Annotated in this window: 14 protein-coding genes; 9 read left to right on the forward strand and 5 right to left on the reverse strand. The window is 74.0% G+C overall.

Annotated elements, in window-relative coordinates; translation table 11 throughout:
• Positions 1 to 73 precede the first annotated feature (73 nt).
• Positions 74 to 1789, reverse strand: a complete 1716-nt coding sequence (locus ACIBQZ_RS12330; protein WP_396088647.1) for an ATP-binding protein — start codon at positions 1787 to 1789, stop codon at positions 74 to 76.
• Positions 1782 to 3614, reverse strand: a complete 1833-nt coding sequence (locus tag ACIBQZ_RS12335) for an ATP-binding protein (RefSeq protein ID WP_396088648.1) — start codon at positions 3612 to 3614, stop codon at positions 1782 to 1784. The genes ACIBQZ_RS12330 and ACIBQZ_RS12335 overlap by 8 nt, the downstream gene beginning before the upstream one ends.
• A 275-nt stretch (positions 3615 to 3889) precedes the next feature.
• Here ACIBQZ_RS12335 and ACIBQZ_RS12340 point away from each other — a divergent pair, with 275 nt between their 5' ends.
• From ACIBQZ_RS12340 to ACIBQZ_RS12350, 3 genes are read left to right on the forward strand one after another with little or no spacing between them, the layout of a single operon-like run.
• Positions 3890 to 4435, forward strand: a complete 546-nt coding sequence (locus ACIBQZ_RS12340) for a copper chaperone PCu(A)C (RefSeq protein ID WP_396088649.1) — start codon at positions 3890 to 3892, stop codon at positions 4433 to 4435.
• The gene (locus ACIBQZ_RS12345; protein WP_396088650.1) at positions 4432 to 5601 is read left to right on the forward strand and encodes a Dyp-type peroxidase; all 1170 of its coding nucleotides are present in this window, start codon (positions 4432 to 4434) and stop codon (positions 5599 to 5601) included. Before ACIBQZ_RS12340 ends, ACIBQZ_RS12345 begins: the two co-directional genes overlap by 4 nt.
• Before the next feature lie 8 nt (positions 5602 to 5609).
• On the forward strand, positions 5610 to 6179 hold the full coding sequence (locus tag ACIBQZ_RS12350; RefSeq protein ID WP_396088757.1) for a copper resistance protein CopC: 570 nt from the start codon (positions 5610 to 5612) through the stop codon (positions 6177 to 6179).
• A 140-nt stretch (positions 6180 to 6319) separates the two neighbouring features.
• Here ACIBQZ_RS12350 and ACIBQZ_RS12355 read toward each other — a convergent pair whose 3' ends face one another.
• Genes ACIBQZ_RS12355 through ACIBQZ_RS12365 form a run of 3 tightly spaced genes read right to left on the reverse strand, consistent with a single transcriptional unit; the run spans position 6320 to position 9205 of the window.
• On the reverse strand, positions 6320 to 7258 hold the full coding sequence (locus tag ACIBQZ_RS12355; RefSeq protein ID WP_396088651.1) for a phosphotransferase enzyme family protein: 939 nt from the start codon (positions 7256 to 7258) through the stop codon (positions 6320 to 6322).
• Between the two features lie 41 nt (positions 7259 to 7299).
• Entirely contained in the window at positions 7300 to 8736 is a 1437-nt protein-coding gene (locus tag ACIBQZ_RS12360; RefSeq protein WP_396088652.1) for a gamma-glutamyltransferase, read from the reverse strand.
• Between the two features lie 4 nt (positions 8737 to 8740).
• A complete protein-coding gene (locus tag ACIBQZ_RS12365) occupies positions 8741 to 9205 on the reverse strand; it encodes an Lrp/AsnC family transcriptional regulator (RefSeq protein ID WP_396088653.1) in 465 nt (154 codons plus the stop codon).
• A gap of 131 nt (positions 9206 to 9336) precedes the next feature.
• Between ACIBQZ_RS12365 and pdhA the strand changes: the two genes are divergently transcribed.
• From pdhA to ACIBQZ_RS12395, 6 genes are all read left to right on the forward strand, one after another.
• A complete protein-coding gene (pdhA, locus tag ACIBQZ_RS12370) occupies positions 9337 to 10431 on the forward strand; it encodes a pyruvate dehydrogenase (acetyl-transferring) E1 component subunit alpha (RefSeq protein WP_396088654.1) in 1095 nt (364 codons plus the stop codon).
• A gap of 85 nt (positions 10432 to 10516) precedes the next feature.
• Positions 10517 to 11518, forward strand: a complete 1002-nt coding sequence (locus ACIBQZ_RS12375) for an alpha-ketoacid dehydrogenase subunit beta (protein WP_396088655.1) — start codon at positions 10517 to 10519, stop codon at positions 11516 to 11518.
• Complete coding sequence (locus tag ACIBQZ_RS12380; RefSeq protein ID WP_396088656.1) at positions 11515 to 12813, forward strand: dihydrolipoamide acetyltransferase family protein; 1299 nt, start codon at positions 11515 to 11517, stop codon at positions 12811 to 12813. Before ACIBQZ_RS12375 ends, ACIBQZ_RS12380 begins: the two co-directional genes overlap by 4 nt.
• A 78-nt stretch (positions 12814 to 12891) precedes the next feature.
• Complete coding sequence (locus tag ACIBQZ_RS12385; protein ID WP_396088657.1) at positions 12892 to 14151, forward strand: carbohydrate-binding protein; 1260 nt, start codon at positions 12892 to 12894, stop codon at positions 14149 to 14151.
• 166 nt (positions 14152 to 14317) lie between these two features.
• Positions 14318 to 16555, forward strand: a complete 2238-nt coding sequence (locus ACIBQZ_RS12390) for a rhamnogalacturonan lyase (protein ID WP_396088658.1) — start codon at positions 14318 to 14320, stop codon at positions 16553 to 16555.
• Between the two features lie 127 nt (positions 16556 to 16682).
• Positions 16683 to 17177: a SigE family RNA polymerase sigma factor gene (locus tag ACIBQZ_RS12395; RefSeq protein WP_396088659.1), complete on the forward strand. Its 495-nt coding sequence runs from the start codon at positions 16683 to 16685 to the stop codon at positions 17175 to 17177.
• Positions 17178 to 17180 lie beyond the last annotated feature (3 nt).

Below are 17180 nucleotides of genomic sequence, written 5' to 3' on the forward strand. Positions count from 1 at the left end.
CGACGGACCGCGATGGACCTGCCCGGACACCCCGGACGGCACGGGCTGCCGTCCGGACCCCGGCAGTTCCCGGTCAGCTCTTCGTGGCCGCGCCGGTCAGCACCGCGCTGATCCGGCGCAACAGGTCGTGGGCGGTGAACGGCTTCTCGATGAAGGCGATCTCCGGGTCCAGCACGTGCGTCGTGCCGAGCAGGCCGTTGCTGTAGCCCGACATGTACAGCACGGGCAGCCCGGGATGCCGCGTCCCGAGCAGCTCCGCCAGGCGCGGCCCGGACATCCCCGGCATGATCACGTCGGTCAGCAGCAGATCGCAGCCGTGCTCGGCGTCCAGGTCGAGCGCCTCCTGCCCGGACTCCGCCGACAGCACCCGGTAGCCGCCCTGGACCAGGATCCGGGCCACGATCCGGCCGAGCGCCGGTTCGTCCTCGACCACCAGGACCGTCTCCTCGCGGCCCTGCGGCACCGCCGTCTCGACCGCCCGCGGAATCGCCGCGTCCCGCGGTGCCTCGACCAGCGGCAGGTACACCCGGAAGGTGGTGCCGACCCCCGGCTCGGAGTAGACGTTGATGCTCCCGCCCGCCTCCGCCACGATGCCGTAGACAGTGGACAGTCCCAGCCCGGTGCCCTGCCCGCGCGGCTTGGTGGTGAAGAACGGCTCGAAGATGTGCGCGGCCACCGCCGCCGTCATGCCCTCGCCGGTGTCGCTGACCAGCAGCCGCGCGTACGAGCCGGGCGCCAGCGCCGGGTGCATGTCGATCTGGTGCTCGTCCAGCGACGCCCGGTTGGCCTCGATCACCAGCGTGCCGCCGTCCGGCATCGCGTCGCGCGCGTTGAGCGAGAGGTTCAGCAGGATCTGCTGGATCTGCCCGGGGTCGGCGTGCACGGTCAGCGGCGCCGGGGCCGGGGTGGTCCGCAGCTCGACGTCCTCGCCGATGGTCCGGTACAGCATCGACCGCACCTCGTCGATGGCGGCGTTCAGATCGAGGTGCTGCGGCTGGATGGTGTCGCCGCGGGTGAACACGAGCAGCTGGTGGGTCAGGCTGATGGCCCGGTCGGCGGCGATCCGGACGTGTTCGAGGTCGGCCTGCACGGCCGGGTCCCGGGACTGCTCGGCGGCGAAGTCGGTGTAGTTGACGATGATGGCGAGGATGTTGTTGAAGTCGTGGGCGACCCCGCCGGCGAGCTTGCCGAGGCTTTCCATCCGCTGCGCCTGGTGGGTGCGTTCCTCGACCAGCCGGCGCCGCTCGGCCGCCTCCTTGGCGGCGGCGATGTCGCGGGCCACCACGGAGATGCCGATGATCGTGCCGCCGTGCTCCAGGATGGGCGCGACGGTGACGGCGAGCTCCAGCGGCGAGCCGTCCTTGTGCACCCGCCGCGCCTCGTACTGCAGGCTGCGCTCGCCGCGGGTGATCCGGGCCAGCACGTCCTTCTGCTCGTCGAGCCCGCCGGGGTCGGCGAGCACGGACGCCGGGCGGCCGATCACCTCGGCCGCGGGGTAGCCGAAGAGGCGTTCCGCGCCGCCGTTCCACGCCGTGACGATGCCGCCCAGTGTGGTGCCGATGATCGCGTTGTCGCTGTGCTCGACGACGGCGGCCAGCGTGGCGCGGTGGTTCTCGGCGAGGTCCCGCGCGGCCCGCTCCCGCGCGTCGGCGACGTCCTGACGCTGCGCACCGGTGGGATCGAGGTAGCGGGCGCCCCGGCGGAGCAGGGCGCCGTACCAGCGACGCAGCGCCTTGATGTGATCCGGCACACCGATCTGATCGGACCGGAAGCCGCGCGGCTTAGCCACCCGTGGCCATGGTCTGCTCCGCGCGGCTCTCCGCGGGCAGCGTGAACCAGAACCGGCTGCCGCCTCCCGGGTTCTCCTCGACGCCCACCCGGCCGTGGTGGCGTTCGATGATGCGGTGCACGATGGCCAGCCCCAATCCGGTGCCGTGGTAGTCCTGGCTGCCGTCCGCCCTGGTGAACGGGGTGAAGACGGACTCCCGCTGCGCCGCCGGGATGCCGATGCCGCGGTCGGCCAGCTCGATGCGCCACCCGCCCTCGGCCAGCGGGCGGCCGGAGATCTCGATGTCCGGGTGCTGCCCGGCCGGGGTGTACTTCAGCGCGTTGCCGACCAGGTTGTCGATGACCTGCCGGAGCAGCACCGGATCGCCCTCGACGGTGGGCAGCGGCCAGAGCACGATCGCGGGCTGCTGCTCGCCGGCGCCGTTCACCCGGTCCCGGATCACCTCGGCCACCAGCCGGTTCAGGTCCACCCGGGTGGAGACCAGGGTCTGGTTGTCCGCGGTGGCGTAGTCCAGCAGGTCGTCGATCAGCGACTGCATCCGCTGGGCGCCGCTGTACAGCCGTTCGAGGAAGTCGCGGTGCGCCGGCTCCAGCCGGGGCGCGGCCTCCTCGCGCAGGAAGTCGGCATAGCCGGTGATCCGGGCCAGCGGACTGCGCAGGTCGTGGGCGACGACACCGGCGAAGCCGATCAGCTCCTCCTCCCGGCGGCGCAGCTGCTGCTCGACCGCCTCGCGGCGGTTGATGTCCTCGCGCAGCGCGACGGTGGCCTGGTCGACCCGGCGCAGGGCCCGGTTGCGCGAGGTGACCACGGTGCCGGTGAGCGCGGCCAGCAGCGCGGTGATGAGCATGCCGATCAGCGCGGCGACGACGTCCAGGTGCAGGTCGGCGCCGAGCAGCACCCGGTCGGTGGGCGCGACGGTGAGCTCCCACGTGCGCTGCGGCAGGGCGATCGGCACGGTCCGGGCGCTTCGGCTCCCGTCGACCCCGGTGTCCGGCACCAGCCGGCCGACCGGGACGCTGACGCCCGTCGACGGGTCGGCGAGCGTGACGGCCACCGCGTCCCCGGCGATCCGGCCGACCGCGTCCCGCAGGAACTCGCCGCCGCGCAGGCCCATCACCATCCAGCCGCGGAACCGCCCGGCGTCCGGCGCCGACGGGGAGGTGGCATACACCGGCGCGGCGACCACGAACCCCAGCTGCTGCGCCTCCGGTGGCACCTCGGCGTCCTGGAGCAGCCGGTAGCTGGCGCTGATCGCCACCTGGTGCCCCTCCCGGGCCTGGCTGAGCGCGGCGGCCGCCTCCGGTGCCGCCGCCAGGTCCTCGCCGGCGCTCGTGCCGGTGCCGTCGATGGTCCGGCTCAGCACGACGAAGAGGTGCTCGGAGGTGTGCCCGGGCGCGGGCCGCAGCCGCAGGTCCGGGCTGCCCGCACGGCGCCATGCGGCCTGCACCCGGTCGACCTGCGCGCCGGTCGCGGGCACCACCAGCGCGATCCCGGTGGCGCCGGGCAGCCGCTGCCGGTCGGTCGCCGCGGTCATCGCGTCGAACTCCGGCACCATGAGCTGCGCCTGGGCGCCGACCGCGGCGGCGAGATCGAGCAGGGAGGTGGTGTACCGCTTGATCTCATTGGTCAGGGTCTGCGAGACCATCGCGGTCCGCTCGTCCAGCGCCTGGCCGAGCCGCTCCTCATCGGTGCGCCGCAGCGCCAGCGCCGCCAGCACCGTGCCGACCAGCCCGAGCGCGATCACCAGGACGACGATGCGCGACCGGCGTTCCCGCGCGCGGGGCTGGCCGCCGGCCGGGATCTCGACCGTCGGCGCGGACTTCACCCGGCCGACGCTACGCCGCGGCGGCGCCCGGCACGGGCCTTTCCGGGAGGCCGGCGTGACCAGGTCCGGCACTTCCCGACCCCGCGAGGCGCTGCTGCCGCCGGCTTTCGTCGATCACGCGGCGGGCTGCCTGGAGCGGGCGATGGCCGGGGTCCTGCTCGTCGGCCGGGTTCCCGCGCCGCCGGCTGAGGCGGGCCCGGGAAGGATCACACCGGGAACTTCGCCGCCGTGCCGCCCGACCAACGCTGCGACAACCGAGCGAAGGAACAGACACGATGCGAAACACTCTCGCCGGCGGCACCCGGACGGCGCTCGTGCTGGCCGGCGCGCTGGCCGCCCTCGGCCTGGCCGGCTGCGGCGGCAGCGCCGGCGCGGGCACGCCCACCCCCGCCCCGCCCGCGCCGGCCGCCGTGCTGGTCGTCAAGGACCCGTGGGTCAAGGCTGCGCCGGCCGGCACCATGACCGCCGCGTTCGGGGTGCTGGTCAACAACACCGCCGCCGACGTCACCGTGGTGGGCGTGGAGTCCGCGATCTCGCCGATGGAGCTGCACGAGATGACCACTCAGGACGGCAAGATGGTGATGCGGCCCAAGGCCGGCGGCTTTGTCGTCGCGGCCGGGAGCACCCACGAGCTCGGCCCGGGCGGCGACCACCTGATGCTGATGCGCCCGGCCACCGCCATCGAGCCCGGCGACCAGGTGACGTTCACCCTCAAGCTGGCCGGCGGCGCCACGGTGCCGGCCACCGCGATCGCCAAGCCGTTCGCCGGCGCGGGGGAGAGCTACGACCCGGGCATGCCGATGGGGAGCGCCGCGCCGTGACGTCCCGGCGCCGGCTGCTCGCCGGGGGTGTGGCGGCCGGTCTCGGCGCGGTCGCCGGGGCCGGCGTCGCGGTCGCCGCCGACCGGGATCCGCCGCTCCCGGCCGCGGCCCCCGCACCCCCGGACACCGGTACGGCGACAGTCCCGTTCCACGGTCCCCGCCAGGCCGGGGTGAGCGAGGACCCGCCCGCGCACGCCGCGTTCGTCGCCCTCACGCTGGCCGCCGGCACCGACCGGCGGGCGCTGGGCCGGTTGCTGCGGCTGCTCACCGACGACGCGGCCCGGCTGACCCGGGGCGTGCCCGCGCTGGGTGACACCGACGCGCACCTGGCGCTCCTGCCGGCGCGGCTCACCGTCACCGTCGGCTTCGGACCCGGCCTGTACCGCGCCGCCGGGCTGCCGTCCCCGGTCGCCGCGCTGCCCCGGTTCACCATCGACCGGCTGGAGCCGCGCTGGTCCGGCGGCGACCTGCTGCTGCAGCTGTGCGCCGACGACCCGCTGACCGTGGCCCACGCCCAGCGCATGCTCATCAAGGACGCGCGCCCGTTCGCGGCGGTCCGGTGGGTGCAGCAGGGCTTCCGGCGCAGCCCCGGGGCGCAGCCGGCCGGGCACACCCAGCGCAACGTGCTCGGTCAGCTCGACGGCACCGCCAACCCGCGCGGCGCGGACCTCGATGCGGCCGTCTGGAACGCCGACGGCTCGACCACCGTGGTGGTACGCCGGATCCGCGCCGAGATCGAGACATGGGACCTGCTGGCCACCGCCGACAAGGAGAGCGCGGTCGGCCGGCGGCTGGCGTCGGGCGCGCCGCTGAGCGGCCGGCACGAGCACGACGAGCCGGACTTCACCGCCCTGGACACCGCGGGACTGCCGGTGATGCCGGACTTCTCGCACGTCACCCGCGCGCACGTGACGGACCCCGCGGCGAAGATCCTGCGCCGTCCGTACAACTATGACGGCGCGCCCGACGCGACCGGCCGGCCGGACGCGGGGTTGATCTTCGCGGCCTACCAGCGGGACGTCGTCCGCCAGTACCTGCCCATCCAGCAACGCCTCGCAGACAAGGACCTCCTGAACGAATGGATCACTCCGATCGGCTCCGCAGTCTTCGCCGTCCCGCCCGGTTGTGGCCCGGGGGGCTGGATCGGCGAGCAGCTGCTGGCCTGACCCGGCTGCTGCTCGTGCTCGCGCTCACCGGCGCCGGCGTGCTGCTGGCGCCGGCCGGCCCCGCGCTGGCGCACAACCAGCTCGTCTCGGCGAAGCCGGCCCGCGACGCCACCCTGCGCGAGGCGCCCACCGCGGTCACGCTCGCCTTCCTGCAGCGGCTCGACCCCGCGTTCACCACCGTCGCGGTCAGCGACTCCGGCAAGCGACGGGTAGCGGCGTCCGCGCCCGTGGTCAAGGCCAAGACCGCCTCGGTGCGGCTCGACGAGGCGCTGGACAACGGGGCCTACACGGTCGCGTACCGGGTGGTGTCCGTCGACGGGCACACCGTGCAGGGCTCGTACACGTTCACCGTCGCCGACCCGAACCCGCCGTCCGCCGCTGCCTCCGCGGCTCCGTCCGTGGCCGGCCCCGCCGTGGTTCCCTCGGTCACCGTCACGCCGGTCGCCGTCGCGGCGCCGGCCGACTCCGGCGTCCCGGCCGGGTTGCTGGCCGGGATCGGCGCGGCCGGCATGCTGCTCGCGGGCACCGCGGCCTTCCTGTACGTCGCCAGGCGGCGGCGCGCGGCAGCTCGACCCTGACTGTGCGGTGTCAACACGGTGGGCAGCGGGCTGTGGATGACACCCGCGCCCTGCCTGCGCTCGGTCACCAACGTCGGGATCACCCAGCGTGGCGACGGCGAGGGTCCGGATCGGACCCGGCTCCGGCTTGCCCCACTGACTCAGGGCCGCACCGCCGTCAGCAGCGCGTCGAGCGACCGGCGGGAGTGCGGGTCGTCGAGGATCTCGCCGATCCACGCGGCCGAGTCGGCCCGGCGCGGCGAGCGGGCGTTGGGCTCCAGCCAGTCCCGGGCGGCGATCTCGCCGATGTGCCCGAGCTGGGCGATGAGCATGGAGAACTGTCCCCGCCGGTCCACCCGGGCCGGCCCGCCGGCGGCGCGGTAGGCGCCGGCCAGCGCGCGGGCCCGGCCGGCGTCGGTGCGGGCGAACTCGAAGAGCACACAGCACAGCTCGTGGGCCGGGTCAGCCGGACCGCTGTTCTCCCAGTCGATGACACACACGTCGCCGTCCGCGGTGGGCAGGAAGTTGTCGGCCCAGAGGTCGCGGTGGCAGGTCCGCAGCGGGCCGGGCGGCTCCAGCCAGGACTCCAGCGCCACCAACTCGTCCCGCAGCGCGGCCAGCCGGTCGGCGAACGGCGCGCCGGCCCGCCGGAGCCGGGTGACCAGGTCGTCCCAGCCGGCGGCGCCGACCGGTTCGCGGTACCACGGGTCCAGCGAGCCGGGCCCGGCGGCGGAGGCCCGGTGGATGGTGGCGACGATCGCACCCACCCGTTCCGGATCGAGGCCGGTGTCCGGGGCGAGCAGGTCCACCCACTCGTACACCCGGACGCGGGTGCCGGACACCGTGGCGAAGACGGACCCCTCGGCGGTGCGGAGGATGCGCGGCGTCGGGACTCCGGCCGCCCAGGCTGCCTCCTGGAACTCGGCCGCCGGGCGCATCGCCTCCTCGTCGCCGGAGTGGAACGGCACCTTCACCGCCCACCTGCCGTCCGTGGTCTCCAGCCGCCACACCACACCCTGCTTGCCCCGGGCGACCGGGCCGTCGGAGAGCCGCACCGCCCGGCCGAGCGCGAAGCGGCTGGCGAGTTCGGCGGCGTCCACGGGCACACTCCACCACACCTCGGCGCGCGGCGAAAACGGATTCAGGCGACCGCGGCGACGCCGTCCGCGCGGGGATCGCTGGCCGCGTCGAGGACCGTGCCGCGCAGCCGGGCGAGCTGCACGTGCCCGGCGCTGTCGTGCGGCCCCACGGTGGTGACCACCGGCAGGCCCAGCGCCCTGGCCGTGGTGGTCAGCTCGTCCGCCCCGGGCACGCCGGGCTCGAGCACGACCGCGGGCCGTTCGCCGCTCTCGATGATCCAGCGTGGCCGGCTCACCACCGCCGCCGGGTCGGCGCCGTGCAGCGCGTCCCCGGCCAGCTGCGCCAGGATCCACGGCTGCGAGCGTCCGCCCTGGCAGCCGAGCGCCAGGACGGTGTCGCCCGCCACGGCGACCGTGGGGCAGAGGGTGTGCGGCGGGCGTGCCCCGGGGACGAGGCGGGCCGGGTGCGCCGGGTCGACCCGGAAGCTCGAGCCGCGGTTGTGCAGCACGACGCCGGTCTCCGGCTCCAGCAGGCCGGCGCCGAAGCTCTGGAACACGCTCTGGATCAGGCAGACCGCGGTGCCGTCCGACCCGACGGCGGTGACCGCCACGGTGTCGCCGGTCGGCGGGGGCCCGGCCGCCGCCGGGGCGACGGCCCGGCCGTCGCGCAGCAGCAGCCCGGCCAGGTCCACCGGGCCGGTCCGCGGGTCGCCGAGCAGCGCGTCGCGGGCCAGCTGCGCCCGGCGGGCGTCGGTGAGCAGCCGGTCGGAACCGACGATGGCCAGGAACGTCGCACCCTGACTGGGCGGCGGCGCGACGGACCACTCGGCGCCGTGCGCGTGCGCCGTCAGCGGCGCCGCCACCTCGGCCCGGTGCGCGGCCAGGTCCGCGGTGGACAGCGGGCTGCCCAGCCGCCGCAGCCCGGCCGCGAGCCGGCCGTCGGTGTAGAAGGCGCGCCAGTCGGCGGCGAGGGCCGCGAGGGTGTCCGCCAGCGCCGGCTGGACGAGCAGCGGCCCGCCGCCGAACACCGCCGACAGACCCGGGTCGGCGGCGATCACCGCGCGGCCGTCCCGCAGGGCCCGGGCCAGGCCCGGACTCACCGGTACGCCGTCGCGGGCGAGCGCCTCGGCGGGGCCCAGCCAGTCGGCCCAGCCGAGCCGGGCGCCCAGCCCGGCGACCGCGGCCCAGCCGGCGACCACCCCGGGAACGGTGACCGTCAACGGCCCGCTCGCCGGCATGGAGGTCGCGCCGCCGAGGTTGATGGCGGCGGCCGCGGCACCGGCGGACAGCACCGCCCGCGGGGCGCCGCCGGGCGGGCGGACCACGGCGATCAGGTCGCCGCCGATCGAGCACTGATGGGGATAGACGACGGTCAGGGCCGCCGCGGCCGCCAGCGCAGCGTCGATCGTGTTGCCACCCGCGGTCACCACGGCCCGGCCGGCCTCGACGGCGGCGGGATGCGGCGCCGCGAGCGCCACCCGGCCCGGTGCAGTCATCATGGCCCTATTGTTCCCAGATGGCCGTGGCGGACAGCGGCTCGGCCTCCTCGAAGACCAGCAGCGTCCGGGTGTTGACGACGCCGGGCATGCCCTGGATCACGTCCAGCACCAGCCGGCCCAGGTCGGCGTTGTCCTTGGCGCGGACCAGCAGGATCGCGTCGAACTCGCCGCCGACCAGCGCGATGTGCACCACGCCGGGCAGCCCGCGCAGCTTCTCCCCGACGTCGCGCCACTCCGCCTGGTGCAGGTTCACGGTGACGTAGGCGGAGGTGCCCAGCCCCGCCGCGACCGGGTCGATGTCGGCCCGGAAACCCCTGATCACCTTCGCGGCGCGGAGCCGCTCGACCCGCGCGTACGCGTTGGCCCGGGAGATGTGCAGCCGCTCGGACAGCGTGCGCATGGACATCCGCCCGTCGCGGGTGAGCTCCGCCAGGATCTGCCGGTCGATCTCGTCGAGCGCGCTGGCCACTTGTCTCGTCCTCCCCGTCCCCAGACCTCGGTGTCTGGACGTTCGGCCGCCAATGATGCGGCACGCTCGTACATTTTCTCGGTTTTCCGCCACGTATGGAACTCGATTGGTCGGACAACGACCATGTCTGCATGACAGGTGACGCGCACCACCTTTTGCCCTCCGCCGAGCCGGTCATGCTCGTCGACCCGCACGGGCGGGCGGTCGAGGCGCCCGGGTTCCCCGCGCCGGACGACGCCGCGCTGCTCCGCGCCTTCACCGCGCTGATCGTCGCGCGGCGGCTCAACGACCAGGCGTACGCGCTGGTCCGCCAGGGCCGGCTGGCGGTCTACCCGTCCTCGCACGGCCAGGAGGCCTGCCAGGTCGCCGCCGCGCAGGTGCTGGCCGACGGGGACTGGCTGTTCCCCACCTACCGGGACACGATCGCCGCGGTGGGCCGGGGCGTGGACCCGGTCGAGGCGCTGACCCTGCTCAAGGGCGACTGGCACTGCGGGTGGGACCCGTACGAGCACCACGTCGCCCCGCACGCCACCCCGCTGGCCACCCAGCTGCCGCACGCGGTCGGGGTCGCGCACGCCGCCCGCCTGCGCGGTGAGCCGACCGTGGTCCTCGCGCTGTGCGGCGACGGCGGCACCAGCGAGGGCGACTTCCACGAGGCGCTCAACTTCGCCGCGGTGCTGCGCGCACCGGTCGTCTTCCTGGTCCAGAACAACGAGTACGCGATCAGCGTCCCCCTCGACCGGCAGACCGCCGCCCCGTCCCTGGCGCACAAGGGCATCGGGTACGGCGTACCGGGTGAGCGGGTCGACGGCAACGACGCGGCCGCGCTGCTGGCCGTGCTCGGCGCCGCCGTCGAACGCGCCCGCGCGGGCGGCGGCCCGGAGCTCATCGAGGCGCACACGTACCGGATGCAGGCGCACACCAACGCCGACGACGCCACCCGCTACCGCAAGGACGACGAGGTCGCGGCCTGGGCCGAGCGCGACCCGATCACCCGGCTGGAGACCCACCTGCGCGGCCGCGGCGTGCTGACCGACGCGGTGCGGGCCGACATCACGGCGCAGGCCGAACGGGTGGCCACCCACCTGCGCGACGGCCTCAACCGCGACGTCGAGCCCGACCCGGCGATGCTCTTCGACCACGTGTACGCGACCCCCACCCCGCAACTCACCGAGCAGGCGGCGCAGGTCGCCGACGAACTGTCCCGCGAAGGAGCCCTGCGATGACCGACTGCACCGAGCGGCACTTGGCCGCACCGAACGACGGCATGGCAGGCGAGGGCCACGAGGGCATCGCGAAAGAGGCACAGCGATGACTGTGACCGCCTCGGCTCATGTCAAGCTGACGATGGCGCAGGCGCTCAACCGGGCGCTGCGCGACGCGATGACCGCGGACCCCGCGGTCGTGGTCTTCGGCGAGGACGTCGGAGCGCTCGGCGGCGTCTTCCGGATCACCGACGGCCTGACCGCCGCGTTCGGCCCGGACCGGTGCTTCGACACCCCGCTGGCCGAGTCCGGCATCGTCGGGGTGGCGATCGGCATGGCGATGAACGGCATGCGCCCGGTGGTGGAGATGCAGTTCGACGCGTTCGCCTACCCGGCGTTCGAGCAGATCGTCAGCCACGTGGCGAAGATGCGGAACCGCACCCGGGGCCGGGTCGCGCTGCCGATGGTGATCCGGGTGCCGTACGCGGGCGGCATCGGCGGGGTCGAGCATCACTGCGACTCCTCCGAGGCGTACTACGCGCACACGCCCGGCCTGCACGTGGTGGCGCCGGCGACGCCGACCGACGCGTACGCCCTGCTGCGCGAGGCGATCGCCTCGCCCGACCCGGTCGTGTTCCTGGAGCCGAAAAAGCTCTACTGGAGCAAGGAGGAGGTCGAGCTGGGTGCGCCCGTGCCGGGCATCGGCAAAGCGGTGGTACGCCGTGAGGGCACCGACGCCACCCTGATCGCGTACGGCCCGTCGGTGCCGGTGGCGCTGGAGGCCGCCGAGGTAGCCGCGACCGAGGGCCGCAGTCTGCAGGTGGTGGACCTGCGCTCGATCGTGCCGTTCGACGACGAGACGGTGTGCGCCGCGGTCCGCAGCACCGGCCGCGCGGTCGTGGTCGCGGAGGCGTCCGGCTTCGCCAGCGTGTCCTCGGAGATCGTCGCGCGGGTCACCGAACGCTGCTTCCACGCGCTGGCCGCGCCGATCCGCCGGGTGACCGGTTTCGACATCCCGTACCCGCCGCCGAAGCTCGAGCACTTCCAGCTGCCCGGCGTGGACCGCGTCCTGGACGCGGTGGACGACCTGCAGTGGGAGGACCGATGAGCGCGCAGATCTTCCTGCTGCCGGACCTGGGCGAGGGCCTGACCGAGGCGGAGGTCGTGCGCTGGCTCGTGCACGAGGGCGACACGGTCGAGGTGGACCAGCCGGTGGTCGAGGTCGAGACGGCGAAGTCGCTGGTCGAGGTGCCGACGCCGTACGCGGGCCGGGTCGCGGTGCGGCACGCGGCGGAGGGGGCAACGCTGGACGTGGGCAAGCCGCTGCTGACGGTGGCGGCGGTGGTGCCGGCGGCGGAGACCTACCGCGAGGAGGAGCAGGCGGGATCCGGCAACGTCCTGATCGGCTACGGGACGACGGTCGGCGCGGCGACGACGCGGCGCCGGCGTCCCCGGGTCCGGGGACGGGAGGCGGCACCGGTCGCGGGGCGCCGGGTGCCGCTGGTGATCTCACCGTTGGTGCGCAGGCTGGCCCGGGAGGGCGGGATCGATCTGTCCACAGTCGAGGCGACCGGGATCGGGGGTGTCATCATCCGGGCCGATGTGGAGCGCGCGCTGGCCCGCTCTTCCGGCAACCCCTCGGCGGCCGCTCCGGCCGCGCGCATCGCTCCGGCTGTTGCGGACCGCTCGGCTGTTGCGGGCGTTCAGGCTGCGGGGGTTGAGGCCGTGCCGGGGGAGCGGCGTGTTCCGCTCTCCGGGTTCCGGAAGGCGGTTTCGGCCGCGCTGAGCCGCAGCCGGGCCGAGATTCCCGAGGCCACCGTCTGGGTCGATGTTGACGCCACCCCACTTTGGGAGCTCCGCGCGCAGCACCCCGACGGCCCCGGCCTGCTCGCCTATCTCGCCCGGTTCACCGTCGCCGCGCTGCGGCAGTACCCGATGCTCAACGCCCGGGTCGACACCGAGCGGCAGGAGATCGTCGAGTTCGACCGGATCAACCTCGGCATCGCCGTGCAGGGCGAGCGCGGGCTGGTCGTGCCGGCGGTGGCCGGCGCCGAGGCGCTGACCACCGGGCGGCTGGACCAGGAGATCCGCCGGGTCACCGCGGACGCCCGCGCCGGCCGGGTGACCGGGGCGGAGGCGGGCACCTTCACGCTCAACAACTACGGCGGCTTCCGGGTCGACGGCAGCGCCGCGATCATCAACCATCCGCAGGTGGCGATCCTCGGCTTCGGCCGGATCCTGGATCGGCCCTGGGTGGTCGACGGGGTGGTGTGCGTCCGCAAGATCACCCAGATGAGCTTCGTCTTCGACCACCGGGTCTGCGACGGCGGCACGGCGGCCGGCTTCATGCGCAGCGTCGCCGACGCGATCGAGGACCCGGCGTCGGCGATCGCCCGGCTGTGACCGCGTCACCGTTCCCAAAAATGCCGCCACGACCCGTCCGAATAGCAAAGATTAGTTACTGAACATTGTCCGCAGTAAATGTCGTATTCGACCGTGCATTCCTTTATGATCGGTGCCGCACCATCCGCGCGAACGGCCCAAGAACTGCCGCCAGCTGGAGCCGGGCCGACGAAGGGAAATACCGCGGTGAAAGAGCGGCAGGAATCCGCGCTGATTCGGCCCTACGTCCTGGAGTCGAACGACGAGCCGGGCGTGCGGGCGCCGGGGCGAGCTGAGCAGCCGCGCGACCCCGGCCGGTGGGAGGAGAGCACGCCGGCCGGAGGTGCCGCGTCGCCACCTGAGCCCGGCCCGGTAGCGCGACCCGGTGAGACGCCGCCGGAGGAAGCGCCGTCCACCTCTCATCGGCGGGCCAGGTCGGGTGCCCGCCGATCCACCGGCGCGTCCCGGCCCACCCACCCCGCCGACAGCCAAGGCATGGCCGACGGGGCCGCCGGAAAGCTACCGGCCAGCAGGGCCGCCGGGAGGCTGGTGGCTTTTGCCGGGAGGCTGGTGACCGGCGGGGTCGCCGGGAAACCGCTGGTCGGCGGGGTCGCCGGGAAGCGACCGGCCGGGATGTTCCACCGGAACCGGCTCGTCGCCGCGTCCTCGGTGCTTGCCGTCGCCGTGGTCATCCTCGTGGTCCAGGCCAGGGATCCGGGCGTCCGGCCGGAGCAAAAGCCGAAGGTGGAGGGTATCTCCGGCTGGTTCACCCCCGCCCCGCTCGTCCCCGGCGCCGCGGCCCCGTCGCAGCCGGCCGGCGGCTCGCCCGGTCCGTCGCCCGAGGACACCCGCACCGCGGTGCCGGACGACCCTCCGCCGTACGTGCCGGCCGGTGATCCGCCGGGTGCCAAGCCGGCGAAGCCCGGCGCCACGTCGTCGCCGGCCGGGGCCGCCACCGCCTACACCACCATTCAGGCGGAAAGCTTCGACGAGCAGAACGGCATCCGGATCGAGGCCGCCGAGAGTGGACCCGGCCGGCACATCGGATTCATCACCTCGGGCGACTGGGTGCGGTACGACGCTATCGACTTCACCGATACCCCGGCATCGGCGCTACAGATAAGTGCCGCCAATTGGGCCAAGGAGAACCGGACCGGTGAGGTCGAGCTGCGCCTGGACAGCCGTTCCCGGGCGCCCATCGGCACGCTGACGATTCCCAACAACGGAAATTGGTTCGCCTTCACCACCTACGTCATGGCGATGAAGCCGACCACCGGCGTGCACACCGTCTACCTGACGTTCACGAGCACCCAGACCGAGGAATACGCCAACATCGACTGGATCCGTTTCCGGCACTGAGGACGGGCCTGCGCCCACACCGCCCCGGCTGCCTGGGTATGCGCTTACCGGCGAAACGGCCGCCGGCCATTGACATCCATGATGATGGATTCCTAGCCTGCGTTGATTCGTTTCAGGCCGGAGAGGGGTCACCATGCGAGGTTCGCTGCGTCCGTACCGTCGATGGGTGATCTTCCTGGCCGCCGGGCTGCTGCTGCTCGGCGGTTCGCCGCCCGCCGTGGCCGGTCAGCGGCCCGGCGGGCCGGTGCTGGAACGTCTCGACCGCGGGCTGGTCGCCGCAGCCACCACCGACGGCGTGTTCCTGAGCTGGCGGTTGCTCGGCGCCGAGGCCACCGGCGCCACCGCGACCGGCCTGGCCGGGCCGGACTTCCGGGTCTACCGCGACGGGCGGCCGGTCGCGCTGGTCACCGACAGCACCAACTGGCTGGACCGCGACGGCACGCCGGAGTCCCGGTACCGGGTGGCCGCGGTCGTGCGGGGGCGGGAGGCCGGCCGCAGCGCCGCCGTCACGCCCTGGGCGGCCGGGCACCACGACCTGCCGCTGCGCAAGCCCGCGGACGGCGTGACCCCGGCCGGTCAGGCCTACACCTACACGGTCAACGACATGAGCGTCGGCGACGTCGACGGTGACGGCCGGTACGAGTACGTGGTCAAGTGGGACCCGTCCAACTCCAAGGACGTCTCCCAGGTCGGCTACACCGGCCCCGTCTACCTGGACACGTACCGGGCCGACGGCACCCTGCTGTACCGGATCGACCTGGGCGTCAACATCCGCGCCGGGGCGCACTACACCCAGTTCCCGGTCTACGACTTCGACGGCGACGGCCGCGCGGAGCTGATGCTCAAGACCGCGCCCGGCACCCGGGTGATCCGGTACGACGCCGCCGGCCGCGAGGTCTCCAGCCGGTACGTGACGATGCCCCGCGCCGACGTGCGGGCCGGCTACGCGCACACCGACGACTACCGGCTCAGCGCGGCCGGCTACCGCGAGCACCTCGTGACGATGTTCCGGGGCTGGCACGCGCATCCGGAGGTCGTCGCCGGGCACTGGCCGGCCACAGTGGAGGCCGCCCTCGGCATCGCGCCGCCGGCCGACGTCGAGGCGCTGGTCGACTACTTCCTCGACGTGTACGCCCCGTCCCGCAGCCCCCGCAACGCCCTGCGCGCCTTCGAGGGATTCATTGTGGACGGACCCGAGTACCTGACGGTGTTCGCCGGCGACACCGGGCGGGAGCTGCAGACGGTGCCGTACAAGCCGGGGCGGCACGACGACGGGCTGATGTGGGGCGACTACGCGATGCCCCGGATCGAGCCGGGCAACCGGGTGGACCGGTTCCTGGCCGGGGTGGCGTACCTCGACGGTCGGCACCCGTCGGCGGTGTTCGCCCGCGGCTACTACACCCGCACCACGCTGGTCGCCTACCGCTGGGACGGGCGCCGGCTGCGGGAGAACTGGTACGTGGACAGCGGCTGGACCCCGATGACCAACCCGTTCAACGACTCCCCGCACGGCCGCGACGGCACCGACCCGCGGTACGGCACGCTCACCACCCAGGGTTTCCACTCGCTGAGCGCGGCCGATGTGGACGGTGACGGCCGCCAGGAGATCGTCTACGGCGGCGCGACCATCGACGACGACGGCAGCCTGCTGTACTCGTCGTTCGACACGCTCCCGGAGGGCAGCGCCGCGCCGGGTCAACGGGTCCGGCTGGGCCACGGCGACGCCATGCACGTCACGGACATCAACCCGGACCGGTCGGGCCTGGAGAGCTTCACGGTGCACGAGAACGCCACCATGGCCCCGTACGGCATGGCGATGCGCGACGCGGCCACGGGTGCGGTGCTGTTCGGCACGTACTCGGGCCGCGACACCGGGCGCGGGATGATCGGCGACGTGCTGCCGGAGGTCCGCGGCATCGAGTCGTGGGCGAGCATGCCCGGCGGCTCGGAGGCCTCGGGTCTGCACACCGCGACCGGCACGGTGCTGCCCGGCCCGGTGCCCGGCACCAACCAGAGCATCCGCTGGGCGGCCGACCTGACCACGCAGATCGTCAACGGCGCCGGCACGGTCACCCCGACCGTCGACGACTGGCGGCGCGGCACGCTGCTCACGGCCACCGGCACCCTGGCCAACAACGGCACCAAGGGCAACCCGTCGCTGGTCGCGGACGTGCTCGGCGACTGGCGCGAGGAACTCCTGGTCCGCACGGCGGACAGCACGGCGGTACGGATCTACCTGAGCACCGAGGTCACCGGGCACAAGCTCTACACGCTGATGCACGACCCGCAGTACCGGGTGGAGGTGGCCCGCCAGCAGACCACGTACAACCAGCCCGCGTACCCGGGTTTCTACCTGGCGTCGGACCTGAACTGGGCGGAGGTGCCGCTGCGCCCGGGCCGGTGACGGTCAGGGGCGCAGTGGGTGGATCGTGGTCGCGGCGGCCTGGCCGGCGCGGACGGATCGGGAAGCCGATGCAACCTGATGCCGGTCCGGTCTCGTGCTTATCGGGACTGAACGGATAGGGGTGGGGATGAGCGATCGCGACGTGGCGTTCGCCGAGTACTTCGCGGCCCGGTCGGGGGCCATGCGGGGAACGGCGTATCTGCTCTGCGGGGACTGGCACCGGGCGGAGGACCTGGTGCAGACCGCGTTCACCAAGCTCTATACGCACTGGCACCGGGTGGCCCGGCACGAGTCGCTCGATCCGTACGTGCGGCAGGTGCTGATCCGCACCTTCATCGACGACGGCCGCCGGGGCTGGCGGCGGCGGGAGCGGCCGCAGGAGACGCCGATCGAGCAGCCGGCCACGCAGTCGTCGCCCGACGACCGCCTGGTGCTGCTGCGCGCGCTCGCCGGGGTGCCGCCCCGGCAGCGTGCGGTGCTGGTCCTGCGGTACTGGGAGGACATGTCGGTCGAGGAGACCGCCGTGGCCCTGAGCTGCTCGACCGGCACCGTCAAGAGCCAGGCGGCGCGCGGCCTGGACGCCCTCCGGACGCTGATGTCCCACCCCGTCCCCGCCGAATGAGGA

The organism is Actinoplanes sp. NPDC049599 (assembly GCF_044465625.1).
In the GTDB taxonomy this organism is placed as follows: domain Bacteria; phylum Actinomycetota; class Actinomycetes; order Mycobacteriales; family Micromonosporaceae; genus Actinoplanes.